The sequence below is a fragment of the Bradyrhizobium sp. RDI18 genome (genome assembly GCF_043203335.1).
In the GTDB taxonomy this organism is placed as follows: domain Bacteria; phylum Pseudomonadota; class Alphaproteobacteria; order Rhizobiales; family Xanthobacteraceae; genus Bradyrhizobium; species Bradyrhizobium retamae.
In genome coordinates this window covers 779,925-803,784 of sequence record NZ_JBICRN010000008.1, presented here as the reverse complement: position 1 = coordinate 803,784, position 23,860 = coordinate 779,925, and the positions used below count along the sequence as shown (strand labels likewise).

Here is a 23,860-nt window from a genome sequence, read left to right as displayed (position 1 = left end):
CGGGCCTGCCGTCCAGCGATTTTCCCCGACAATCGGCCGCCCTTCATCGATTTTCGTCTCCCTATCATCCCGTTGAAAGCACGGCAATTTCGCCAAACGAGGCTTAACATAGGTGCCTATACGAAATAGATTGATAGATATCTATTGACTCAAATTTGCGTTCCTGCTTTGTTCTCATTCGTGGCGTTATTGTTTGCGAAGGCGTGTCATGACGGGCGTCGTTCGGGATTGGCGGGCAGCATTGGTCGAGGCCTACACGGACCTCTTTCACCCGCTGGCGGACCACCTGGGGTGGCCCAGGCTTCTCCGGAATGTGGCGAGGGATGGCGTGACCTGCTGGAGCGCGCCTGCGCCCGGATCCGGGCGGCGATCCAGGCCGACGGCGGTTCGTTCAAGGCCACGCAGATCAAGGAAAAGTACGCGACCTTGCGCTTCTACCGGGAGGGCACCTTGTCGCCCGAGGCCAACGCCAAGGTCGAGGAGATCATCGACCTGCCGGAGGCGCGCTCCGCCTGCACCTGCGAGGCTCTGCGGCGAGCATGGATGGCTGTACCTATCGGGCTGCTGGATGATGACGCCGCTCCGCGCTGCACGCCGAGGGGCGCGCGGTGGGGTCGAGCCGTCCTTCGAGAACGTCCGCGTCAAGGAGCGGATCGTGGGTCGGCGGCGCGAAATTATCTGCCGCCGTTACGACCGCACGACCGACAGCTTCATCGCTATCGATCCTGGCTCCTTGGGCATCGAGGAGGAGTGAGATGGCGCGCATCGTCAACGACTGGCGGATCGACTTGATGCGGGCGCACCCCCGCCTCTTCGAAATCGTGGCCGAAGAGCCGAAGCACTCGTTCGGCTACCCGCTTTGCGAGGCAGGCTGGCGCGACGTCATGGAGCGGCTCTGCGTCAGGATCGAGGACACGCTGCAGGACGGCGAGACGTTCCAGTTCGTGCGCATCAAGCAGAAGTTCGGTGTCGCGCGTTTCGATTGGGACGGCGAGGTCTCGGATCAGACCAGGCTCAGAATTTTAGAGGCCATCAACTTGGCAGTCGCACGCTCGGCCTGCTCTTGCGAAATCTGCGGAGCGGAGGGTCGGCTGTACAGCAACCGCGGCTGGCTTGCGACGCGCTGCGCGGAGCACGCGGCGGCGGGCGATCCGGTGCCGGTCAGGCCCGGCTACGAGAACGTTCGCTTCCTGCGCCGCACGCCCGGCACGGCAAACATGTACTACGCGCGCTACGACCGCGCGACCGACACGTTGACCGAAGTCTCGCCGCGACCGCCGCACGGGGAGGAATAGCGATGGCCAGGTTTCGGTGCATCCCCTGCGGCAGAGAAGGCGAATTCGTCTACGACGCCGAGCGCCACGAGTGCCCGCGCTGCGGCTCGTCCGATGTCGTGTCGCCCTCGCCATCGACGACCGGATTGCCGCGCGACCGACGCCTTCATAGGCGTCCCGCCCGGCTCATTTGGAATCGAGGAGTAGCGGCATGGCACGTATTGTCCGTGATTGGCGGATCGAATTGATCGAGGCGCATCCGAACCTCTTTCACCCGCCGGTCGGCGCGCCGGAGGCGACGCAGGGCTATCCCACTTGCGGTCATGGCTGGCGCGATCTGCTGGAGCGTCTCTTCACCAGGATCGAGGCTGCAATGGCCGAGGGCGGCGGCTGGCTCCGCATCCTCGAGATCCAGGAGAAATACGGCACACTTCGCTTCTCTTGGCGCGGTGAGCTTTCAGACGAGTCCAGGACGAAGGTCGAGGAAGCGATCGCGCTGGCAGAGGCCCGCTCTGCCTGCACCTGTGAGGAATGCGGCGAAGCGGGCCGCCTGTACCGACATGGCGGGATGTGGATGACGCGCTGCCCTGCGCATGCAAAGGGTGAACCCGTCCGCATCGAGGCCGGCCTCGAGAGCTTCCACGTCATCCGCCTGACGGAGCTGCACGATATGCGCGTCTTCTTCTGTCGCGACTACGACCGCGCCACCGACGCGTTCGTAGCCACCCCGCCGGCAGCCCGCGAGGAGTAGCGAAAATGGCCCGCTTCCGCTGCCGCGCCTGCGGCGAAGAAAGCACGTTCGATTACATCGGCCATCATGCCTGCCCAAAATGCGGCTCCGACAACGTCCAGTTCGCGCTCTCGATCGAGGAATTGGCTGACGACCACCCGTTGCTTGCCGCCTTGACCGAGCTTGCCGAGAACGACCCGCCCCCGGTCGACGACTGAGAGCCGAATCATGCGCTTGTGGATCTTGTCAGACCTGCATCTGGAATCGACCCGCGGTTGGGACCTGCCGGCGGGTGCCGCTCGTCCGGATTTCGATGTCCTTGTCATCGCCGGCGACCTAGTCACCCGTATGGAGCGCGGCGTGAAGTGGTTGTTGGAACGCGTGAAGGATCGCGATGTCGTCTACGTCGCCGGAAATCATGAGGGCTACGGCACGGATCTCGATCGCACGATCGAGAAGGCCCGCATCGCCGCAGCGGGGACGAATCTCCACATCCTGCAGAACGACTGCGTCACCATCAACGGCACGATTTTTCTCGGTGCAACCGGTTGGACCGACTTCAACCTGTTCGGCGATCAGGACCGCGCGATGCAGGCCGCCGGCGCGGTGATGAACGACTACAAGAAAATCCGCTTGAGGAATTATGAGCTGCGGTTGCGTCCGGCGCACACGCTGGCGCGCCACATGGAGACCCGCGCGTTCCTGCAGCGGGAATTGAGCCGGCCGAAAACGCTGCCGCGCGTAGTGGTCACGCACATGAGTTTTCATGCGGAGGCTGTCCGCCGCGGATTCGAGCACGATCTTATTTCGGCCGCTTACACCAGCCGCGCTCCGATCCAGGGTGCGGATATTTGGGTGTACGGGCACACGCACGAGACCCGCGACTTCCGCGTGGGCGATACCCGCGTCGTCAGCAATGCGAAGGGCTACGGCCCGTGGAAGATCGGTGAGACCTGGGAAAACTCAGAGTTCGACCCGACTCAGATCGTGGAAATCTAGCAGCGGAGACAAGCATGACCGACAGTACCGACAAACGTCCGACACAGATCGACGCCGCGAACCCTCTGCCTTGATTTGGAGTACGATCAAATGCTGTCGCCCCATTCCTCAGTCCGCTCCGACCTGTTCGTTTCCGCCAAGGCGGCTACCGCTATTCCGGCGCGACACCCTGCTCTGCGAGACGCGCTCATCCAGGCGTCGCTCGACCTGGAAGTGCGTTCGATTGCGTACGTCGCGTCGAAGTCTGTAGCGTCCGAGCAGGTAGAGCTCGATGCCGTCGTCGTACAGCGCGACGAAGGCCGCTTCCTGCTCGACGTTGTTCCTGCTCGGCGCATCCGCGGTCTCGAGGAGAAAGGGCTCGCCCAGATTGCGCTCACCGAGCTCGGACTGAAGCGGATCATTCTGACCACCGAAGAAATCCGCTGCGAGCCTCGCTATACGAATGCGCGCTTTGTCTGGTCGTATCGCGAGATCCCAGTACCAGTCGGATTGCGCATGCGCATCCTGCAAATGCTGCTTGATGATGGACCGATGCCGCTCGGGGAACTCCTTAAGAGCATCCGTAGCGAACGCGATCCGGCGCCGGCGGTAATGGCGCTCGCCTGCGCGAATCTTCTTTCGCTTGATCTTGCGTCCCACCCCTTGGGACCCCTCACCATTGCGAGGTACCGCGCATGAGCGGCAGATTCCATCGACTTCGCCGTGTGCACCGATCGTAGGCACACAGCACGTGCCGTGCGAACCACTGTAGAGCTGTGACGTTCGCCGAGTCCGCAGCCAAGCTGCGCACAGATGTAGTCCGTCTTTCGAAGGTCAAGGCGGTTCCTTTCGAAGACGAAGGCTGTGCACGCAACATCGCACATGATGACAGCCTGGAGGATGAGGCATGACCGCGACCGACGATGCCGAAGACCCCTACCTGGCCGCCGCAGATGCCATCTCGACCGGAGCGGCAGTCGATTCGGCTGACTGGGACGAACGCCTCAAAGGTCTGCCGCGGCTCCTGCGCTACGCCATGCTGCTCATCGAGAAAGCCTCCCATATCGAGCAGCGGCTGATCGCTGAGATCGACGAGCTCTGTCCGCAACTTTCCCACAACGCAGCCTGGGCGGCGGCGCTCAACACCGCCACTGGCCTCAAGCTGGCAGCAGAGCTCGACCGACGCGCTGTCACGGGCAACGAGCCAGACCTCAGGAGTTTTGCCGACTGCGTGCGGCTGTTGTGCCTGCCGACACCGCGCGATGCCACTCACTTCGAGGAATACCGCAGGGTGGGCAAGGCGCTGGTAAAGGCCTTTCACGTGACCTCCCGCTACGCCGGAGAGCAGCTCTGCTGCGATCTCGAACGGTTCACCTTCGGCTGGGCGGCGCTGCCGGCCTGCACCGACGTTCTACCGAAGGATTTCTCTGCTGCGATGAACGCAGCCATCCTAGGCGCGAACATGGCGGAACATCGCATCTTCGCGGTCAAAGCAGTCGCCCGGCGGAAGGCCATCGAGGAGGAAGAGCGCAGGAAGCAAGAGGCCGAGGAAAAGACGGCCGCGGTGCAGCAGCAGGCCTCCGGTGAAGCGGAAAGCATTCCGGACCATCATCTCGTGGTCGCGCGCCTCTCCAGTGACGAGATGAAGAACCCGAAGCTCAAGGATATTTTGGGTCCGCTAAAGAGCGCCATCAACACACCCTTGCCGCTGGTCGAGTTGCCTCCCTTACACGAAGTCCGCAACGCTCTTCTGTTCGAATTTCCCTATGCTGTTGCCGCGATCGATTTCGCGCTTGCCGATCTCGTTGGCCGTGTGACGATCCGCTTGCGACCACTGTTGCTGGTCGGTGATCCCGGCGGCGGCAAGAGCCGGTTTGCTCGCCGCCTTGGCGAGATCTTGGGCGTCAGCGTCTGGCGAGAGGACGCTTCACGCGCTGATGGCGCGGTATTCGGGGGGACAGATCGGCGCTGGTACTCGGCCGAACCTTGTCATGCGTTTCTTGCGATTGCGCAAGGCAGGATCGCAAATCCCCTGGTCATGATCGACGAGATCGAGAAGGCCGGCACACGGTCAGACTATGGACGCTTATGGGATTGCTTGCTCGGCTTTCTCGAGCCCGAGACCAATGCCCGCTACCCTGATCCAGCGCTGCAGACGACCCTCGATTTGTCGCAGGTCTCGTACGTCGCCACCGCCAACAGCCTGGATCCGCTGCCGAACCCGATCCGGGACCGCTTCCGCGTTGTGATGTTTCCGAAGCCGACCGCGGATGATCTCGACGCTCTGCTGCCGGCCGTGATTGCCGACCTCGCGCGAGAGCGTGGTCTCGACCAGAGCTGGATCCCCCCGCTGGACGGCATCGAGCGCGCCGCGATCGCTCAATATTGGCACGGCGGTTCGGTGCGTCGGCTCCGCCGTATCGTGGAAGCGATCCTGCGCGAGCGCGACGCGCGTGCAGCAAGGAATTGACACCATGGCTGGCCAGTCAACGTCCCCATCGACACCGGGCTGTCGCAGCACCGCGGCTGCGGCATCGAAATCTGCGGCAGCACCGACCACCGCAGTGACGCGCGGCCTTTCCAAGCCGCCGGGTACGCGGCCAATAACGGATTTGAGGTGTAGCCATGAGACTGCTGGACACAAGTGTGCTGGACGGCGAGCTGCTGCTCGTCCTCCATGGAAGCCCCGCCGCCCTGTTCGGCGCCAAGGCGGCGATTGCCGAAATTCTCGGATGCGGGGTTCATCTCGTCACCCCGGGAATGATGAGCAGAATAAGGAGCGGCCAGAGGAAATCGAATGAAACGAACATCGAGTTTCTGGCGCGGATCGCCATCATCGACACCATCGCGGGCCGCCTCTCGGCGGATGAGCCCGTCATCGTGCGGCACCCTAGTGTGATGAGCGGTGATCCGGTCTTCCGGGGCACGCGCGTGCCGCCCGGCCCGGTGTTTTCCATGCTGGCCGACCAATCGGCGGACGAGATCGTGCGCATCGACTATCCATCGCTGTCGCGGGAAGCTGTCAAGATCGCTCTGCAGCAGGCCTGCCGCTTGCTGGAGCGCGAAGCACCATGGGTGGACCGATGGTGATGAGATCGTTTGCACTGATCGAGGGCGACCGCGCGACGATGCTGCATGTGCGGCACGATGGCGACGTCACAGTGTTCGACCGTGATCGCGAGAGCGCGATTCGCTTCCGCGTGCCGATGGACGTTGAGGGCGATACGACATGGCGGTTGCTGCACCGCATCTTGACGGGCCTCGTGCAGGCAGAGGCGCGCCTGATCCGGATCAATCGTCTGGTCGAGCGCGTGACGACCGGGTGGCGCCCTGCCCCGAAGGAGATCGATGCGGAGATCCCACAGCGGACCCTGCACAGAGCGCACTTCGCCATCGATGCGATGCGCTATCCCGAGGATGACGATTTCTACAGTCCACCCACCGTGTTGCTCGGGATTGGCGAACACGGTCGTGTCGACCCGACCGGCCAGATCCTGTGGATCGACGCCCATCGCGAGTGGGCGGTGTGCGACGACGGCATCTGGTGGACACCATCGGAGGAGCCATGATCAAGGTCAGCATCACCCAGAACGGCGAGCTGCTCGACGAGATCGAATTCGATCGCAGCAATCTCATCGATCGCGCCGGCGCTGTCGCCGTCATTCACCGCCACGTCATGGAAGAATGCCCCTACGACGGTCTCTGGCACCGGGTCGCGCATGCAGCCCGCGTGGTCGCCGAGCGCGACGACCTGCTCGACGCGCTGGAGGCGGAGGAGTCTCGCCAGGCAGCGCCGGATGCCGATGCGGCGTTGTCCGCCACCTCCCCCGACATCTCGCCGGATCGGGATGATGGGACCAGAGGTGGGCCCCCGGCAGGGTGGTGGCGGACGACGATCTCTACCATCTGGAACGCGATCAGGACGAGACGGACGAGGAGTATCAGGAGCGCTGCCGGATGCTCGGTTGCGACGAGAGCGGCCACATCCGGCTGCCGAGGCGGCGGGCCATGAGGGAGTGTCGGGTCGGCTGCATCATGTGCGGGAGGGCGCTCGAGAACTGGTCCGGCGGAGACAACCAGCCGGTCGGCGGTTTGGCCTTTCAGTGCTCCGGACATTGGCCGAGCGCGGTGTTCGACGCCGAGCCGGGATGGCTTGAGATCAATATCTGCGAGCCCTGCCTACATCGCGCGGTCGAACGCCGGCGCGTGCTGCACGGAGATCGCGCGAGTTGGCATCCGCGGGCAACCTACAAGCTCTGGCAGTGGCCGAATCGGCAGTGAGAGCGAGATTTATCATGGGATTTTCCAGGCGGGGCATCATACTCGGAACCTTGGCGACGGTCTGGTCGCGCATCCCTGGTGCGGCAGGGCTGCCCGTGCAGATACCTCCCGAGAGGCGACCATTCTGGCCTAGCGATGTTGTCGACAAGATTTTTCGTGACACGTACCGCCGGCCGATCGACCCTGACGAATTGGAAGGCGTCTTCGACCGAGCGATCGAGGTTCTTCGCGCAAGCAATAAGACGAACACTGAGATCAGAGAAATCGAAAGGCCAATTTCATGCACCGTACACGTCGAGGAGTAGCCGCGCCCCTCACCCGCAGAGATGTCGTGGTGCGCGCGGCGGCCACCGTCGCGGTCGCAGCACTTCCGGGGGCGGCGGCCGCCGCGTCCGAAAAGCGCAGCCTGATCCTCTCCGGAAGCCGTGAATTGGCGGATGCCGGCGCTCAGACTGGCGACTGGTACTGGGAATTTCAGACCCGCAGCGTCCTGCAGATGACGGAGCGAGGATGGGAATTCCTGTTAACGATCGATCCCGGCCCTGACTGACGCCGAGCTCGACACTGCGGGCCCTGCGCCGACAGCGCCGGCAGGCAGCATCGTTAGGCTTCGCAAGGAGCCCGCATTGAAATTCGGAGCACGAGCGCTGAGCTCGCCGCGTCGGGACGGAAAGGATTTTCGATGACCAGGATCGAAATGAGCGACGAGATCTTCGCCATAGCCGAGCGTCTGGCGGGCATGGATCGGATCGACGTGCCGACGCTGGTGGAGAGTCTGGTGCGGCGCCATGCGGAGTACATCGACATGTTCATGGATATGGCGGAGGCGGGGCGGAAGCCATTGACCCACGCCGAACGCAACAACCCGCCGGACGCGACCGAGCAGGATTGAACGCAGGGCGATTCGATGTGCAATCTGTATTCGATCACGACTAACCAGGCCGCCATCGCCGCGCTCTTCCGCCGCATGAACCGTTACGTCGGCAACCTGCCGCCGATGCCCGGCGTGTTTCCGGACTATCCGGCACCGGTCGTGCGCAACGCCGGCAACGCCGAGGAGATGGTGCTGATGCGCTGGGGTATGCCTCCGCCGCCCAGGACCGGTGGCCCGCCGGTCACCAACATCCGCAACACGTCGTCACCGCACTGGCGCGGCTGGCTGAAACCGGAGAACCGCTGCCTTGTGCCGGCCAACAGTTTCGCCGAGTACGCTCCTGAGCCGAATCCGCAGACCAAGAAAAAGGACGTGGTCTGGTTCGCGCTGAACGAAGACCGGCCGCTGTTCGCGTTCGCCGGCATCTGGACCGAGTTCAAGGGCGACCATGGCACGAAGTCGAAGCCAATTCCCGGGCCCCATCTGGTCTATGGTTTCCTGACGACGTCGCCGAACGTCATCGTCGAGCCGATCCATCCGAAGGCGATGCCTGTGATCCTGACGACCGAAGAGGAACGCGACGTCTGGATGCGCGCGTCCTGGAATGAAGCGAAGGCGCTGCAGCGTCCGCTGCCCGACGACGCGCTCAGGATCGTCATGCGAGGATCCGACAAGGAGGACAAGGCACCTACCTGACCGAATGGGCACAGGCGCGGCGGAACAGGTGGAAAAGCGAGAATCTTGCAAGGACAGCTTTGACGATGGTTGGCATGGCCTTTCGTGCCGACTCACAACTCAACGATCGATGAGTATCGACATGCAGCGCTTTATGCGCGGCGGAATCGACGCGAAGAGGTTCCTCGAATGCCGGAACCCGTGCACGTTCGTAACGCCCCGGATTGACACCAAAACTTTCAAAATCTAATCGGTCTCCGCTTCGCAGGGGATCGAAGGAATCACATGTCGTCCGGACGAGATAACGCTCTCGGCTGCCTTGTGCTGCTGGGGTTGGTGGGTTGCGTAATGGCCTATAACTGGGCCAGCGAACACCCGGTGGGTGCGCTGTTGATTGGCGCGGTGATCGTCGCTTTCGGCGTTGGCTTTCTCGCAAATTACGTTCACCGGAAAGAAGAGGTCGGCAAGGCTGCCAAGGCCATCATCCAACAGCATGCGAAAACACTCAGGCGCCGCCGCGACCAGACAGTCTTCTTTGGAGCCTACCAGGAAGTCAATATCGACAAGTGGATGAAGGAGAAGGAGCATTTCTATCGAAACGTCCTCGTCTTCTCTCTACCTGGAGCAACCGACCCCGCTGCATTGTTGAAGTACGAATCCGACAAGGAGTTCGAGGCGTTTTGTTTTGATCTGATCGAGGACGCGATTCGAAACGAGAGCGCGACCGCTGATGACGCGGACGATATTGTCGATCCGATCGACTTCGAGCGATGGTGCGCCGAACAGCTCAGTGCGCAAGAGTGGGATGCGAGAACCACGAAGGGCTCCGGGGATCAGGGCGCAGACGTGATCGCCGAACGCGAGGGATTCCGCGTAGTCTTGCAGTGCAAACTGTACTCAAAGGCGGTCGGCAACAAGGCGGTTCAGGAAGCCTACGCAGCCATGCAATTCGAGGGCGCGGATCTTGCGTGCGTAGTCACGAATGCCGCTTACACGAAGGCGGCTCGCGCCCTTGCAGGTCAGACGGGCGTACTTCTCCTGCACCGAGACGACCTACTGGATTTCGATGAAGTATTGGAGGAGCGTGACGAACCCGACGAGCTGGAAGATCCTGTCGAGTCCGATGACGAAGAGCGTCCGGTCGAGGACACGACGGTGATCTTCGCTCGAGAGGGAGAAAGGGTGATGGAACTTGTCTCGTCCCGGCCGAGGCTCTGGGCGTTTCTGCTGGTTGAGGAGCTTTTGCGTTCCAGGCTCTCATCGTTGAATGACGAAGCACAAGATATCGAGAGAGTTCGCAATCGCAAGAGCCGGAGGCAGTACGATCTGGCACGCTATCTCGACTTTTCCGGCAAGAGACTGGCGAGACTGGGCGTCCAAAGCCAACGAGCGGAGGTTTGCGTTACTGATGATATTCCCGCTGCCTTGGGGCCGCCGGGCACTCCCGCTGATCCCGTCCGACTTCTTCGGGCTGTCGAAACGCTCGAAGGCTACTGTTTGGAGTCATTGGATTTCGAGATAGAACTAGCCCGAATAGAACCGCCTGACGCCTTCCGTACGGTCCATGAAAGTTTCAGAGGGATTGGAGCCACGGCTGTTGCTGTCTTTGAAGCATTCGCGAACAAATGGAGCGAGGCGCTCCGTGGCGTCGAAGACGGTTCACGTGAGTTCGATGTGCACGTAAAGTTTGAGCTACCGCAGCTAACGAAAGCGGCTGACGAACTCGAGAAGGTCAATCTCAGTACCTGAGTCCGCCTCGTGTCCGAGTGCAAGCGCACTTGCGCGGCGAACCGATCCGGGAAGCCCGCCCGGAGCTCGTCCAGCAGGCGCTGTTCCCGCTCGATCCGGCTGCGATAGAGCTCGCGCTCCACGCCCCGTTTGATGATGATGGTGACCGCCGCAAGGCGATGCCGGTCATCCTGACCACGGAAGAGGAGCGCGGCGTCTGGATGCGAGCCCCGTGGGACAAGGCCAAGGCGCTGCAGCGCCGCTGCCGGACGATGCGCTCAGGATCGTCATGCGGGGCGCCGACAAGGAAGATCGGACCGCCGCCTAGCGCTCTCGTCGACAGAGTGCCCCGCCAGAGGGCAAACTATCCAAAATCGCAACCTTGGGGCCGGTGGTCACCGCCCCCAAAGCCGGCCTTCTTTACCGACGTCGCCAGCATTCGAGCCGACCGCCGTTTGCACAGGCCGGCGGAACAGGTGGAAAATCCGCCGTCCCCGTAATTCCGAATCCTTGGCATGTGTTAGCAGCCGAACGCAGGGCGGGTCTGAAGGATCTCGCCTCTGTGCAGGAGCCATCTCGATGCTGATGACCAAGGAACGGCGGCCCGCGATCCGGACGCTACGCGGCTGGGCGATCTCCGTGCTGCAGGAGGCCGGCGGTTTAAGGGAATGCGAGGAGCACGGCTGGATGCAGGAACGCGCCGATCCGCAGTCGCGAGCGTCGATAATGGCTCGTCTCTTTGACGGCTTGAGCGACAACCAACCTTCACTGTCTGGAATCGGAATTGGCCACGGTGAGAAGGCACAACGACATCAGTGAGAGCGCACGCATGTCGCTGCACCTCGGCGGAATATTTCCGCCAAGGCGTCCGATACGAGTCAATGGGCTGCGTTTGCGGTCCCGAGTGCCTTGCAAGTGCAACGAAAGGCGACGGGCCGATCGCCTCGCGATCAGCCCTTTTGCCAGACTTACAGTGCCGGTTGGATCGGTTTCCATTGCCAATGGTATTGGTACGGGGCTTGGGCTCTGGTTTCGGCCGGGGCTTGGATCATCGTGGCTCCGTACGAAGCATGGTTTATCCTGCCCGAGCGCATCGCCGTGGACAGATGCATCGCACATGCACCCATCTTGCCACCGAGCAGGGCCTCCTGGGCCTGCTCGACTTCCTTTTCGGCCGCGATCTTGCCCGGGCCATCGGCCATGGCTTCGGTTGCAGATTCGGTCTTCTCCAAGTTTTCACCGCTGCAGCCTGCCATTTTCGCGGCGGAGGCTGGAACCACGGCGTAGGCAACGGCAGCCATTGCGGCTGCTCCGATTAACTTCTTGAGCATGTTTACTTCCCCACATCTTTTGAACAGATCCAGCGTCATTGCTGAGTGCTGCAAGGGTATTCATCGCCGATCCGCAAAGCGGTTCGAATGAATTTCGTGCGATCCGAATGTGATGTGCGCGCGATGCACGGCCTTATGCAAGAAGACGATGTTTCATTACGGGCTCGTCATGAACTCCTCGCGGCGGCGATTTAGCACGCTGACGTTGACTTGAACGCCAGCGATGTCGCCGCTCATCGTTGTCGCGACATGTTTCCAACATCGGCTGGTCTCGATGCCTGCAGAGGACCGCGAACGAAAGGATCGATGACAAGCGGCCACTGCTGTTAGCCGTCCGTGCCCTAGGATGCCACTGCGGGGCTGCCGACCTAGCGATCATCAAGGTAAGCTGTCGACGAAGCTCGGCTAGTATAGTGGCAACGGATGACCGTTTGGGCGGATGCGGATAATTGACGTACTCTTGTGTCGGCCTCGAGCTACCTTCATGACTTGCATGACGTGGCAGGCGAAGTCAGCCTGTTTGCCCGCCCTGGCTCGCAACACGATGATGCCCCGGATCTGTGCTTCGACGGACCGCACGGCGCGCTCTTGGTCCTTACCTAATTGTCACATACCTCCCGCTCAATTGAGTTGATGTTACCAGCGAGTGGATGAAATTTGGACCAGCAGATCGACGCCGACTTTATCAATGGCGAGAGAAAGTGCTCACGACACTGCCTTTCGGACCGGAGAGCGTAAGCTGCAGGAGTGAGAGGGGGCTGCATATGCCGCAATTCGATACTGAAGTTGTTGCACTCATGCGGATAGCGCTTGAGGAGGTAATGCTGAAAGTCCCCGCGGAGTTCTGCAACGTGTCTACGAAAGCGTATCTCGCCGAATGCATACTCGCAGCAGCGGCGCAGGGTCGCACCAGTTACGCAGATCTTGTAGCGGCGGGAGCTGACCACATACAGACCATTGCGTCGATGCTTTCATAAGCTCGCAGCGTGCGCTGAATGTCGAGGCCGTCCACGCCCTTCCAGAGGCTCGCTTGGGATGAGTCCGAAACAACGTAGCCTCCTCGTTTAGGAGCTCTAACATGAACAACATGACACTCCCTTTCGAGCCCCACCGCTTCCGTTCAACGGTTCCCTTCTATAATCACCGCATGCCCTATCCCGAGGCGCCATCGCTTTTGTTTGCGGAGCGTTGCGGTCTTGCTGAAGAAGCCGGTACTGGATCTCGGCTGTGGACCGGGGCAGCTCGCCGTCGGTCGAGGGCGGGTGCGACGACTGTGGCTGCGCACGAGATTAAGAACAAAGGCGCGCTGCCATCCGCTTCCTGGGTGTCCACGGCCGGACCGGCGTCCCGCACAGCCGCCCTTGCCGGCTTGCGGACAGCTAGGTGGCTTCATGCGCCGTTTTCCTTCATTGGAGCACTTCCAGATGACGGTCACTTTTGGTTCGCGTAGCGAACGGTTCCAAGTTGGCAAAGCGCTCCGACGCAAGACGCCGCGAGAAGCACATGCCGACCTTAACGGATCGATGTCGCGCAATGCCGTTGCAATTCTCGCCGAGAGCGATCCGGATCGAATTCCGGAGCTTGTGCCGGAGCGTTATGCGCGCATGATGCTTAATCCGTTCGCTTTCCTGCGCGGCGCCGCGGCGGTGATGGCGACAGACTTGGCCGCCCAGCCAGTGGCCGGAATACCGGTGCAGGCAGGCGGCGACAGCCACCTGATGAACTTCGGCGCCTTCGTTACTCCCGAGGACAACATCCTGTTCGACGTGAACGATTTTGATGAGACGCTGCCTGGCGTCGATTTCACCGTCGATCTGAAGCGTCTCGCAGCGAGCGTAGCGGTAGCGGCATCGGCCGCAGGCACAAACAAGAAACAGGCTCGCGCGGTCGCGGCTGCGACGGTCAAGGCCTATCGGACGCATATTTCCGCACTTGCCAAGCTGTCGCCGCTGGAGATCTGGCACAGCCGGATCGACCTCGAACAGGAGATCAAGCAGATCGGCAATAGTGATCTGCGGCGCCAGCTCGCTGCCGTGATCGCTAAGGCGCGGGGCGAGGGCTTGGCGAAGGACGATAATTTCCCGCATCTGGTCAGCGGCGATAATCCGAAGATCGTCGACAAGCCCCCTACCATTTTCCATCTCGATCCCAAGGCCGATCCGCGACACCGGCTCGATGTCGAGCGCGTGTTCGCTGCCTATCGTAAAGGCCTCAACCCTGATCGGCAGCGGTTGCTCGACCGTTTCGCAATGAAGGATCTCGCCTTCAAGGCGGTGGGCGTCGGATCGGTCGGCACATTCTGCTGCGTGGCATTGTTCATGACCGACGACAACGAGCCCTTGTTCTTGCAGGTCAAACAAGCGCAGCGATCGGTTTTGGAACGGCTCGACGGCAAGCTTACCTACAAAGGAAATCAAGGCCGCCGGGTTGTGGAGGGCCAGCAGATGATGCAGGCCGCCAGCGACATCTTCCTCGGTGCTACGCAAGACAATGCGACCGGCCGTCAGTTCTATGTTCGGACGCTGAAAAACCGCAGGCTTGGCGCCGTCAGCGAAATCAGCGAAGGCGAGGCACTCTCCGACTACGCCCAGCTATGCGGTCGAACGCTCGCGCGTGCCCATGCGCGCTCCGGCGACCCGGCCGCGATCGCTGGCTACAGTGGCAGGAGCGACGCGCTCGATGACGCGATCGCGTCCTTCGCGACGGCCTACGCCGATCAGACAAGCGCCGACCACGCCGCTCTGGTGAAAGCGAAGGGGACCAAACCCACGGCTACGAAGAAAGCGCAAGTGGCTTAGTCGCAAAGACAGAGCCAGGCTCCGGTTTCCAAGACCTAGGCGGCGTCAATCGCCTAGCTGTGCGGCACGAAAGTCCGCAAACTGGCTCTTTTCGGACTGCTGCCATGTCTCTCTTCGGTCGCTATCCCGGGGGAACGCGGAGGTCCCGCAGACATCGCGAAAGCCTCACGTTTGACCCATTTGAGACATGGCTTACAGCTTGTCGTTGGCGCTACGCGAAGGCTTGATGGGCGGAATGAACTGGATGCCTGAAGCAACGAGTGCTGCTGCGTGGTTGATCTTTCTTGCAACCTACGCCGTCATGGCCGTCGGCAAGATACCGGTGTACCGGATCGACCGGGCTGGGGCGGCCCTGCTGGGCGGCAGTTTGATGGTCGCCACCGGCGTATTGTCGCTCGACGAAGCGTATCGAGCGGTCGACTTCAATACGATCGTGTTGCTGCTTGGCATGATGATCGTCGTCGCCAATCTCCGGCTTTCGGGATTTTTTCGCGTCATCACCTACTGGACCGCGGCCTACGTTAGACGGCCGATAACGTTGCTTGGAACGGTAATTTTTTCCTCCGGGATTCTTTCAGCGTTCCTGGTCAACGACACGATCTGCCTGGTGATGACCCCGCTCGTGCTCGAACTCGTGACACGGCTAAAGCGAAACCCTATTCCCTACCTCTTGGCGGTGGCGACCGCATCCAACATCGGTAGTGTAGCAACTATCACGGGAAATCCCCAGAACATTATCATTGGAAGCCTCTCAGGTATTCCCTACGGCGATTTCGCTGCAGCGCTTGTGCCGGTCGCAGTCATCGGGCTCATGATCACCTCTGTCCTCATCGCATTCTCCTATCGAAGTGAATTCTTTACGCCTGACCGGTTTGACAAAATCGACGTCTCAGCCCGCTATCATGGACCGCTATTGGCGAAGTCACTTGTCGTTATGGCGGTTATGGTCGTGCTGTTCTTCTTCGGCCAGCCAGTCGCCAAGGTGGCTATAATGGGTGGTGCTTTTCTGCTGCTGACGCGGCGCGTGAGACCTGAAAAGGTTTATATCGAGATCGACTGGCCGCTTCTTGTGATGTTTGTCGGATTGTTTGTCGTCATCGGCGGTCTCGAGAAAGCGGTCATCACGGCCGATGTCAGCGCTGCGATCGCCCGCCAGCACCTCGACAACCCAACAATCTTGGCCAGCCTCACGGCGGTGCTGTCCAACCTGGTTAGCAACGTTCCGGCCGTGCTTCTCCTCAAGTCGTTCGTTCCGAACTTACAAGATCCGCAACGTGCTTGGCTTGTAGTCGCGATGGCGGCGACGCTGGCTGGGAATTTTACATTGGTCGGTTCTGTTGCCAATCTCATTGTCGCGCAGCGTGCCAAGGCGCGAGGCGTGGAATTGAACTTTGGAGAGTATTTTAAGGTGGGCGCGCCACTCACGGTTCTGACGATTGCTTTTGGGCTCTTGTGGCTCTGAACCAGTTCGGTCCATTCAAGAACAGTTTTAGCCGATACGACGCCCTCTCCCCTAGGCTCGATAGGCAACAAGCACGGCACCGCACGCGATCAGAACCACGCCGAGCCAATTTGGCAGCGCAAGCCGTTCACCCAAGAAGAGCACTGCGAAAACTGAGACGAAGACGACGCTGAGCTTGTCCACCGGAGCAACGCGCCCGGCATCTCCGAGCTTCAAGGCGCGGAAGTAGCAAATCCAAGACGCGCCCGTCGCGGCACCCGATAGGATAAGAAACAGCCACGTTTTCGCGGACACGCTGGACGGCTGCTGCCAGTTCCCTGAGGCGTAGACGATCAGTGCGGCCACCCAAAGGATGACGACGGTACGAATAAACGTCGCAAAGTCCGAATTGACGTTCTCGATACCGATCTTTGCGAAGATGGCTGTTAGTGCCGCGAATCCTGCGGAAAGCAGCGCCCAAAATACCCAGGAGAGCAGGAGATTTTATACAAGTGCCCTAACAAATCGCAGCGCCGCGATCAGGGCACCAATGGACAGCGTCACCGAAGTCACCATGTAAGCAAATGATGCCAACGTCTGTCCACGTTCAATCAGGTAGTAGGTGTCCAGAGAAAATGTGGAAAACGTCGTGAAGCCGCCACAGATGCCGACTGTCAAGAATATTCGCATTGTCTGTGACAAGTCCCATTTGGCAGCGAACACTCCGACAAATGCACCGATCAGAAATGAGCCAGTCACGTTGATTACGAGCGTGCCCCAAGGAAAGTCCGTTCCGAATAACCTTCCCGATCCGACGCCGACCAAATACCGCGCGACTGATCCGATTGCGCCGCCGGCGCCTACTGCAAGAATGACTTGAGGGGTCATTTGCACATGCTCCTACCTGCGCTCTCGCGCTCAGTAGGAGTCATCAGCCAAAATGGCGGTTATCGGGGGAACCCCATCCCCATCACTGTGGATGAGATAAGCGAAACAGTCTGCATCGACAACCCAACTAGCTATTTTTTTCAGGTCGCACCCGCCTTGAAGAGCGAGATGATCCGAAAGCCGTGAGCGCGACACCTGTCCCAGCATCCCACTCCGGGACAGCGCTCAGGTAGCGCGAAGCGCCCGCGGTGAATCCGTGGTTGTCAATGCGAGTATTTGCATGGCCGTTTGCCTGATCGTTTGCGGAACGCTTGCCGAGCGCCGGTATTACCGCGTGCGTCTCGGATCAGAACCCTGGACCGAGGCCCATCCGGTGGGACGGCCCGCCACCACCAGCCCGGTGGCGCGGCCGATCTCACAGCGTCGACCTGCCGGTAGCAGCACGTTCGGCGGGCTCCAGGCGGCCTCGGTCCAAGCTTCAGACACTTCGAACCGAGGCCGCTCAGTACTACAGGCGGGGACTGGAACAGCAATGCGAGGAAGTATGGCGAAGGCCAAGAAGGTGATGCGGCGCGAGTACACCCGCGAGGACGTGAAGGCTCTGAAGGCGCACTCGAAGGCCAAGACACCGATCGCCAAGATCTCCAGGCAGATGAAGAGGTCGGTCCCCGCGCTGAGGGCGAAGGCGCACCAGCTCGGCATCGGGCTCGGTCACCAACGCTGAGGGCTCAGGGGCTGGCGGCCGCACCCGGTTCGTTCACAACGTTCCATCGTGATTTGCACGAACATTTGTGGATAGACGACGTTGCCCCAGGCGTGGCTGGACTGCATGCTTGAGGCGGCCTGGCCTCTCCATGTCCCCCAATGCCCCCAGCTGGGCCGTTCTCCTTCCGTCGCCGGTCGCTCGCGCTGGGCGGCCGGCGCGGACTGGAGCTTCTATCAGCGCGAAGCGCTCGCTACCCGCAAACGGAATGGCCGCAGATTGCTCTGCGGTCACGGGACGTTCCGTGTCCGGAAAGTCGTTCCGGAAAAGGGCAATCTCCTTCCAGATCGGAACAGACCGTCAACGGCGCCGGCGAGAGTCTTCTGTCTGCGCGGAGCGCTCGCCGGCTATACCCAAGTATGCTGGAACGGAAGCCACTTCCGTTTCATTTGGTCATCATGGAACGGATCTTGATCACGGTGATCGCGGTGGCCCTGCTGATACTCATCGGGTCGGCCACCATGCTGATCTACAGCACCGGGCATTCGGTCGCTCTACCGTCAGTGACGCAATGTGGCTTCTGGGGCGAGATAAGCGACGGGATGTCTTGCCGATGAAGCGGTAGCGCGAAGCGCTCGCTACCCACGCCCATCGTGGAATGGCTCGAGGTGCAGAGCGGCGCGCTTCCGCTGCATGTCGGCGACGAGCTTATTCAGGCCGTCGACGGTCTTCTTGGTCGGTGATGTTCCTGGCGACCCTCTGATAGTGCTCGATCTTGGCGTCGAGTTGTTTGCACTGCTCGCACATGGTGTCGTCTGCATCGAGACATCTGGAATAACATGCTGACGAGCTAGAGTTGGACGGCGCGATCGTCGATCCTCTTCATCTGGGACATGCTTTAACCTCACCTCTCAGGATTTTTCGTTTTTTGGGTTGTGCGAGCGCCAATTGGGAACTATTAGGCCGGCTGAGACAAATTGTCGCTGTGGGTCGGGTCCGTATGTTTGGCAAATTTTATAAGCGATTGCAGTCGGTTAGCCCGCGGCGATGGGCCATGGCGATTGCCCTGGTGGCGCTGACTGGGGCGGCCGTTTACGGCGCGACCCATCTCGGCGGCCCAAAACGGGGGCATTCGGAAGTCTCGAGCCAGTCCCGCAAGGGCGGACTGCAGCGCTACACGCCGAGCCCGGCCGAATGGGCCAGCCTGTCGATTCAGCCCGTCAACGAACGGGGCTTTCGCGCCGAGCACATCACCGAAGGCAAGATTGCGATCGACGAGGATCGCTCGACGCCGGTGTTCTCGCCCTATGCCGGCCGCGTCACCAGGCTCCTGGCCCGGCCGGGCGACAACGTGGTCACGGGCCAGCCGCTGTTCGTGATCGAGGCCGCCGACAATATTCAGGCGCAGAACGATTTCATCGCCGCGATGAGCGCCATGAACAAGGCGAAGTCCGCACTCGATCTGGCGGAGTTGCAGGGCCAGCGCGCCAAGGACCTCTACGAAGGCAAGGCCGTCCCGCTGAAAGACTATCAGCAGAGCCAAGCGACGCTGATCCAGGCGCAGAACGACGTGCGCGCCTCGCAGACGGCACTCGAGGCGGCGCGCAACAAGCTGCGCATCCTCGGCCTGACCGACGACGACATTGCGACCTTCCAGGAGAAGGGCCGCATCAATCCCCAGACCACGATCTTCGCGCCGATCAGCGGCACCGTGGTCCAGCGCAAGATCGGCCCCGGCCAGTATGTCAATGCCGGCGCCAGCGATCCCGTCTATGTGATCGGCGATCTCTCCACCGTCTGGATGACCGCTTTCGTCCGCGAGAGCGATTGCGCCAACGTCGCGGTCGGGCAGGACGTGACGTTCAACGTACTGGCGCTGCCGGGCCGCCAAATGTCGGCGCGCATCAATTACGTCGCCACCGCGATCGATCCGGCAACGCGCCGGCTCCTGGTGCGCGCCACCATCGACAACAGTAACGGCCAGTTGAAGCCGGAAATGTTCGCCAACGTTACGATCTATTCGGCCAGCGACCATCCTTCGGTCGGCGTGCCGAAGCAGGCGTTGATCTATGAGGGCGATCAGGTCCGGATCTGGGTCGCGCATCCCGACAAGACGATTGAACTCCGACAGATCAAGCCTGGCCTCACCAACGGCGACCTCGTCGAGGTGGTCGGCAATCTCGAGCCCGGCGAACAGATCGTCACCAAAGGTGCGCTATTCATCGACCGCGCCGCGTCCGGCAGCTGATCCCTCGCTCATTTGAAAGCTTCGATCTGAATGGATCGCCTAGTCGCCCTAGCTGTCAGCCGCCGCTATTTGATGGTCGGCATGTTCATAGCCGTGCTGGTCGGCGGCCTGATCGCATTCAAGCAGCTCAACATCGAGGCCTATCCCGATCCAACCCCGCCGATGGTCGACATCGTGACGCAAAGCCCGGGGCTGTCGTCGGAAGAGGTCGAACGCTACATCACCATTCCAATCGAGACCCAGGTCGCAGGCATCAAGAACCTGCGCACCATCCGCACCATTTCGCTGTACGGATTGTCCGACGTCAAACTGCAATTCTCGTTCGACTACACCTATGACGAGGCGCTGCAGCAGGTCCTGAACCGGCTGTCGCAGCTGGCGCCGCTGCCCGGCAACGCGCAGCCCGGCATCTCTCCGCTCAGCGCGATCGGCGAAATCTACCGCTACCGGCTGACCGGGCCGCCGCAATACAGCGTGCTCGACCTCAAGACTTTGCAGGACTGGGTCCTGCAGCGCCGCTTCCGCGCCGTGCCAGGCGTGATCGACGTCACCGGCTGGGGCGGCAAGACCAAGACCTACGAGCTGCAAGTCGATTTCAACAAGCTGATCGCCTACGGATTGACTCTGCCGCAGGTGCTGCAGGCCGTCAGCAATTCCAACATCAATGTCGGCGGCAATACCGTCAATATCGGCGCGCAATCGGCCGTGGTGCGTGGCGTCGGCCTGATTCGCTCGATTGACGATCTCGCCAGCACCATGGTCGCGCAAAGCAGCGGCAACCCGGTGCTGGTCAAGGATATCGCGACCGTCGCGGTCGGCGAGAAGCCGCGGCTCGGCATCGCCGGCCTCGATCAGTCTGACGACATCGTGCAGGGCATTGTGTTGATGCGGCGCGGCGAGCAAAGCTCGCCGACGATCGCGCGGGTCGAGCAGCTTGTTACCTCGATCAACAATTCCAGCATCCTGCCGCCGGGCGTGAAGATCGAGCGGATCTACGATCGCAAGGACCTGATCGACATCACCACCGCGACCGTGCTGCACAACATGGTGCTCGGCATTGTCCTGATCGTGCTGCTGCAATGGATGTTCCTGGGTGATCTTCGCAGCGCGCTGATCGTCGGCGCCACCATACCCTTCGCGCTGTTCTTCGCCGTCATCATCCTGGTGCTGCGTGGCGAATCCGCCAATCTGCTGTCGGTCGGCGCGATCGATTTCGGGCTGATCGTGGACGCCACCGTGATCATGGTGGAAGCGATCTTCCGCCGGCTGTCGCAAACCATTGCGCTGTCGAAAGCCGAGCAGAGCCTTATCGCGGCCGACACCACCATGGCCATGAAAAGCCACGCCATCCTATCGGCCGCCGCGGACGTGTCGCGCTCGATCTTTTTTGCCGCCGCCATCATCATTGCAGCTTTTCTGCCGCTGTTCACGCTGAGCGGCGTCGAAGGTAATATTTTCGGACCGATGGCGCGGACTTATGCCTATGCGCTGGCCGGGGGACTGCTCGCAACGTTCACGGTCACGCCCGCGCTCAGCGCGATCATTCTGCCGTCGCATATGCATGAGACCGAGACCCGGCTGATGGCTTTCCTGCACCGGCTCTATATGCCGGTGCTGCACTGGGCGGTCGGTAACCGGAAGCCCGTGATGTCTGGCGCCATCGGACTTGTGATGATGACCATCTTCTTTGCCCGGCTGCTCGGCCTCGAGTTCCTGCCCAAGCTGGAGGAAGGCAATTTGTGGATCCGCGCCACGCTACCGCCGACCATCTCGCTGCAGGAGGGCAATACCTACGTCAATGAGATGCGAAAGATCATCCGCGCCCGTCCGGAAGTGGAATCGGTGGTGTCCCAACACGGCCGTCCCGACGACGGCACCGACGCCGCCGGCCTGTTCAACGCCGAGTTCTTTGCGCCGCTGAAACCGGTCGGCGAATGGCCCGATACCAAGGACAAGGACGTATTGACCGCGCAACTGCTGGCGCAGCTGCAGGATAAATTCCCCGGGGTCGAGTTCAATTTCTCGCAATATCTGCAGGACAACGTCTCCGAAGCGGTCTCCGGCGTAAAGGGCGAGAACTCGATCAAGCTGTACGGTAATGATCTTCAGGCGCTCACCGACACCGCCAACAAGATCAAATCCGTGCTTGGCACCGTACAGGGCGTCACCGATCTGGCCGTGTTCACCTCGCTCGGCCAGCCGACCATCCAGATCGATATCGATCGCGCGCGTGCGGCGCGTTATGGCCTGTCGCCGGGCGATATCAACGCCACCATCCGTGTCGCGATCGGCGGCGACAGCGCCGGCGATCTCTACGAACCCGGCAGCGACCGGCATTTCCCGATCATCGTCCGGCTTGCGCCCGAATATCGCAAGAGCGCGGAGGCCATCCAGAACTTGCGGATCGGGGCGCCGGGCCCGAACGGCACGGTCACGCAGATACCTTTAAGCGAGCTGGCGTCGATCAATCTGGTTTCGGGCGCGGCCTACATCTACCGGGAGCAGCAGGAGCGGTATCTGCCGATCAAGTTCTCGGTGCGCGAACGCGACCTCGGCAGCGCGATCCAGGAAGCGCAGGACAAGGTCGCAGCAGAGGTCAAGCTTCCGCCGGGATCGCGGGTCGAATGGGTCGGCGAGTTCGGCAATCTGCAGGACGCCATCAAGCGGCTGTCGATCGTGGTGCCGATTAGCCTGGCGCTGATTGCGGTGCTATTGTGGTTCAATTTCGGCTCGATGGTCGACACACTGCTGGCGATGAGCGTGATCCCGATGGCGATCTTCGGCGGCGTGCTCGGGTTGTTGATCTCGGGCATTCCTTTCAGCGTGTCGGCGGCGATCGGGTTCATCGCACTGTTCGGCATCGCCGTGATGGACGGCATCATCATCCTGACGCAGTACAATCAGCTGATCGACGAAGGTCTTGACCGGATGCGGGCGGTGATCCGCACCGGCGAATTGCAACTGCGGCCGGTGCTGATGACCTGCGTGGTCGCCGGCGTCGGATTATTGCCGGCGGCGATGTCGGGGGGATCGGCTCGCAGGTGCAAAAGCCGCTCGCGGTCGTGGTCGTCGCCGGCATGATGCTGGCGCCGCTGGTCATCCTGGTAACGCTGCCGGTGCTGATCTCCTACTTCTCACGCCGGGCACGATAGCGCCGCTCTTCCTCTGCCGATTCTTGACCCGGCGCATTCCTGGAGATAGCGCCGCTGGAACAGACAGAGAGGCGGCTGTCGCCCTGCTCCGCACGGAGGGATTTTCCTGTCAGACTATCGCCGAGCCAATCACTGCATGAGCCTCAATTGCTGCCGTAAGAAAATGTCTCACGAGCGATGTGGACTTCTGGATAGTTTGGCGCACAGAAGCGGACATAGCGTTTGCGCGGGCCGAGATCAGGCAATGACCCCCGAACGGACATGCACAATTCCGTACGAAACCTTTGGGTGCTGCGTGCCCGAAACCGCCGGGCCGCGCAGCACGACATGGGTCTGAAGGCGGAACCGCTGTCTCGAATAGGCGTTGAAGCGTCTCGGAGCATGTTTTTGTGGTTCGCACCAGCAGAGGAGCACAGACATGTCGGCCCGAGCAATCTTTCGAGCGGTACTTTGTTCTCTTGTAATGGTTGGCGCCTTGTCGCCTGCCCACGCCCTGACCGAGCAGGAGCTTATAGCCAAGCTTGAAGCCGCCGGTTACTCGCAAATTCGAGACATCAAATCCACCGCCGAAGGTACGGCCGTCAAGGCGATGAAAGACGGCAAGGAAGTGTCCCTCGTCGTCGACAGCAGCGGCAAAATCCAGGAGCGGCGCTAGAAACTGGCAGCAAGCCGTCGCCGGCAAGACGTCTGCCGCTTGTTGGCAGTTCTCGATCCGCCCTTCCTCTTTGCTATCCGGCGGAGCGTCACGCCCGTCGAACG

The 23,860-nt window shown here is 61.2% G+C and carries 25 protein-coding genes, 2 pseudogenes and 1 riboswitch; of the genes and pseudogenes, 23 read left to right on the top strand and 4 right to left on the bottom strand.

The features are described 5' to 3' along the window. Nucleotides 1-568: 568 nt before the first annotated feature. The 5 genes from ACFXS9_RS12640 to ACFXS9_RS12620 all read left to right on the top strand — a co-directional run bounded on the left by ACFXS9_RS12640 (nucleotide 569) and on the right by ACFXS9_RS12620 (nucleotide 3,003). Nucleotides 569-754, top strand: a complete 186-nt coding sequence (locus ACFXS9_RS12640) for a hypothetical protein (protein ID WP_334367160.1) — start codon at nucleotides 569-571, stop codon at nucleotides 752-754. Between the two features lies 1 nt (nucleotide 755). Beyond that, nucleotides 756-1,295, top strand: coding sequence for a hypothetical protein (locus tag ACFXS9_RS12635; protein ID WP_392689278.1), 540 nt, complete (start codon nucleotides 756-758; stop codon nucleotides 1,293-1,295). Nucleotides 1,296-1,485: 190 nt separating this feature from the next. Further along, the gene (locus tag ACFXS9_RS12630; RefSeq protein ID WP_392689276.1) at nucleotides 1,486-2,025 is read left to right on the top strand and encodes a hypothetical protein; all 540 of its coding nucleotides are present in this window, start codon (nucleotides 1,486-1,488) and stop codon (nucleotides 2,023-2,025) included. 5 nt (nucleotides 2,026-2,030) lie between these two features. Further along, complete coding sequence (locus ACFXS9_RS12625; protein ID WP_392689274.1) at nucleotides 2,031-2,222, top strand: hypothetical protein; 192 nt, start codon at nucleotides 2,031-2,033, stop codon at nucleotides 2,220-2,222. 10 nt (nucleotides 2,223-2,232) lie between these two features. Continuing rightward, on the top strand, nucleotides 2,233-3,003 hold the full coding sequence (locus ACFXS9_RS12620) for a metallophosphoesterase (RefSeq protein WP_392689272.1): 771 nt from the start codon (nucleotides 2,233-2,235) through the stop codon (nucleotides 3,001-3,003). Between the two features lie 108 nt (nucleotides 3,004-3,111). Here ACFXS9_RS12620 and ACFXS9_RS12615 read toward each other — a convergent pair whose 3' ends face one another. Then, nucleotides 3,112-3,642 carry a hypothetical protein gene (locus ACFXS9_RS12615; protein ID WP_392689270.1) on the bottom strand — a complete coding sequence of 177 codons (531 nt, stop codon included), beginning with the start codon at nucleotides 3,640-3,642 and terminating at the stop codon, nucleotides 3,112-3,114. Between the two features lie 247 nt (nucleotides 3,643-3,889). On the opposite strand from ACFXS9_RS12615, the gene ACFXS9_RS12610 reads away from it, so the two are divergent. From ACFXS9_RS12610 to ACFXS9_RS12560, 11 genes and pseudogenes are all read left to right on the top strand, one after another. Beyond that, a complete protein-coding gene (locus tag ACFXS9_RS12610; RefSeq protein WP_392689268.1) occupies nucleotides 3,890-5,452 on the top strand; it encodes an AAA family ATPase in 1,563 nt (520 codons plus the stop codon). A gap of 155 nt (nucleotides 5,453-5,607) precedes the next feature. After that, nucleotides 5,608-6,072, top strand: a complete 465-nt coding sequence (locus tag ACFXS9_RS12605; protein ID WP_392689266.1) for a DUF433 domain-containing protein — start codon at nucleotides 5,608-5,610, stop codon at nucleotides 6,070-6,072. Then, nucleotides 6,072-6,551 (top strand): hypothetical protein, encoded by a 480-nt coding sequence (locus ACFXS9_RS12600; protein WP_392689264.1) that lies wholly within the window; start codon nucleotides 6,072-6,074, stop codon nucleotides 6,549-6,551. Before ACFXS9_RS12605 ends, ACFXS9_RS12600 begins: the two co-directional genes overlap by 1 nt. Beyond that, a complete protein-coding gene (locus ACFXS9_RS12595) occupies nucleotides 6,548-6,994 on the top strand; it encodes a hypothetical protein (protein WP_392689262.1) in 447 nt (148 codons plus the stop codon). Before ACFXS9_RS12600 ends, ACFXS9_RS12595 begins: the two co-directional genes overlap by 4 nt. After that, nucleotides 6,991-7,263, top strand: coding sequence for a hypothetical protein (locus ACFXS9_RS12590; protein ID WP_392689260.1), 273 nt, complete (start codon nucleotides 6,991-6,993; stop codon nucleotides 7,261-7,263). Before ACFXS9_RS12595 ends, ACFXS9_RS12590 begins: the two co-directional genes overlap by 4 nt. Before the next feature lie 280 nt (nucleotides 7,264-7,543). Further along, nucleotides 7,544-7,813, top strand: a complete 270-nt coding sequence (locus tag ACFXS9_RS12585; RefSeq protein ID WP_392689258.1) for a hypothetical protein — start codon at nucleotides 7,544-7,546, stop codon at nucleotides 7,811-7,813. A gap of 132 nt (nucleotides 7,814-7,945) precedes the next feature. Further along, nucleotides 7,946-8,155, top strand: a complete 210-nt coding sequence (locus ACFXS9_RS12580) for a hypothetical protein (protein ID WP_392689255.1) — start codon at nucleotides 7,946-7,948, stop codon at nucleotides 8,153-8,155. Between the two features lie 15 nt (nucleotides 8,156-8,170). Then, nucleotides 8,171-8,833, top strand: a complete 663-nt coding sequence (locus tag ACFXS9_RS12575; protein WP_392689252.1) for an SOS response-associated peptidase — start codon at nucleotides 8,171-8,173, stop codon at nucleotides 8,831-8,833. A gap of 327 nt (nucleotides 8,834-9,160) precedes the next feature. Next, a complete protein-coding gene (locus tag ACFXS9_RS12570) occupies nucleotides 9,161-10,561 on the top strand; it encodes a restriction endonuclease (protein ID WP_392689248.1) in 1,401 nt (466 codons plus the stop codon). 152 nt (nucleotides 10,562-10,713) lie between these two features. Beyond that, nucleotides 10,714-10,868 (top strand): annotated as a pseudogene (locus ACFXS9_RS12565) (SOS response-associated peptidase); the annotation flags it as partial. Between the two features lie 251 nt (nucleotides 10,869-11,119). Continuing rightward, the gene (locus tag ACFXS9_RS12560; protein ID WP_392689245.1) at nucleotides 11,120-11,359 is read left to right on the top strand and encodes a hypothetical protein; all 240 of its coding nucleotides are present in this window, start codon (nucleotides 11,120-11,122) and stop codon (nucleotides 11,357-11,359) included. A gap of 149 nt (nucleotides 11,360-11,508) precedes the next feature. Here ACFXS9_RS12560 and ACFXS9_RS12555 read toward each other — a convergent pair whose 3' ends face one another. Continuing rightward, the gene (locus tag ACFXS9_RS12555; RefSeq protein WP_392689242.1) at nucleotides 11,509-11,871 is read right to left on the bottom strand and encodes a hypothetical protein; all 363 of its coding nucleotides are present in this window, start codon (nucleotides 11,869-11,871) and stop codon (nucleotides 11,509-11,511) included. Between the two features lie 1,523 nt (nucleotides 11,872-13,394). Between ACFXS9_RS12555 and ACFXS9_RS12550 the strand changes: the two genes are divergently transcribed. Beyond that, a complete protein-coding gene (locus tag ACFXS9_RS12550) occupies nucleotides 13,395-14,669 on the top strand; it encodes a DUF2252 domain-containing protein (RefSeq protein WP_392689239.1) in 1,275 nt (424 codons plus the stop codon). Between the two features lie 187 nt (nucleotides 14,670-14,856). Beyond that, a complete protein-coding gene (locus ACFXS9_RS12545; protein WP_392689236.1) occupies nucleotides 14,857-16,131 on the top strand; it encodes an SLC13 family permease in 1,275 nt (424 codons plus the stop codon). A gap of 51 nt (nucleotides 16,132-16,182) precedes the next feature. Here the strand turns inward: ACFXS9_RS12545 and ACFXS9_RS12540 are convergent, their stop codons facing one another. Continuing rightward, nucleotides 16,183-16,608, bottom strand: coding sequence for an EamA family transporter (locus ACFXS9_RS12540; protein WP_392699754.1), 426 nt, complete (start codon nucleotides 16,606-16,608; stop codon nucleotides 16,183-16,185). Between the two features lie 6 nt (nucleotides 16,609-16,614). Further along, the gene (crcB, locus tag ACFXS9_RS12535; protein ID WP_392689233.1) at nucleotides 16,615-16,998 is read right to left on the bottom strand and encodes a fluoride efflux transporter CrcB; all 384 of its coding nucleotides are present in this window, start codon (nucleotides 16,996-16,998) and stop codon (nucleotides 16,615-16,617) included. A gap of 27 nt (nucleotides 16,999-17,025) precedes the next feature. Beyond that, a riboswitch (Fluoride riboswitch) is annotated at nucleotides 17,026-17,088 on the bottom strand. 442 nt (nucleotides 17,089-17,530) lie between these two features. On the opposite strand from crcB, the gene ACFXS9_RS12530 reads away from it, so the two are divergent. From ACFXS9_RS12530 to ACFXS9_RS12510, 5 genes and pseudogenes are all read left to right on the top strand, one after another. After that, nucleotides 17,531-17,722, top strand: coding sequence for a hypothetical protein (locus ACFXS9_RS12530; RefSeq protein ID WP_392689230.1), 192 nt, complete (start codon nucleotides 17,531-17,533; stop codon nucleotides 17,720-17,722). 449 nt (nucleotides 17,723-18,171) lie between these two features. After that, nucleotides 18,172-18,318, top strand: coding sequence for a hypothetical protein (locus tag ACFXS9_RS12525; protein ID WP_392689227.1), 147 nt, complete (start codon nucleotides 18,172-18,174; stop codon nucleotides 18,316-18,318). 437 nt (nucleotides 18,319-18,755) lie between these two features. Beyond that, entirely contained in the window at nucleotides 18,756-19,949 is a 1,194-nt protein-coding gene (locus tag ACFXS9_RS12520; RefSeq protein WP_392689225.1) for an efflux RND transporter periplasmic adaptor subunit, read from the top strand. 30 nt (nucleotides 19,950-19,979) lie between these two features. Beyond that, nucleotides 19,980-23,101, top strand: a pseudogene (locus tag ACFXS9_RS12515) (efflux RND transporter permease subunit). Nucleotides 23,102-23,519: 418 nt separating this feature from the next. Next, entirely contained in the window at nucleotides 23,520-23,756 is a 237-nt protein-coding gene (locus ACFXS9_RS12510; RefSeq protein WP_392689222.1) for a PepSY domain-containing protein, read from the top strand. Nucleotides 23,757-23,860: the final 104 nt, after the last annotated feature.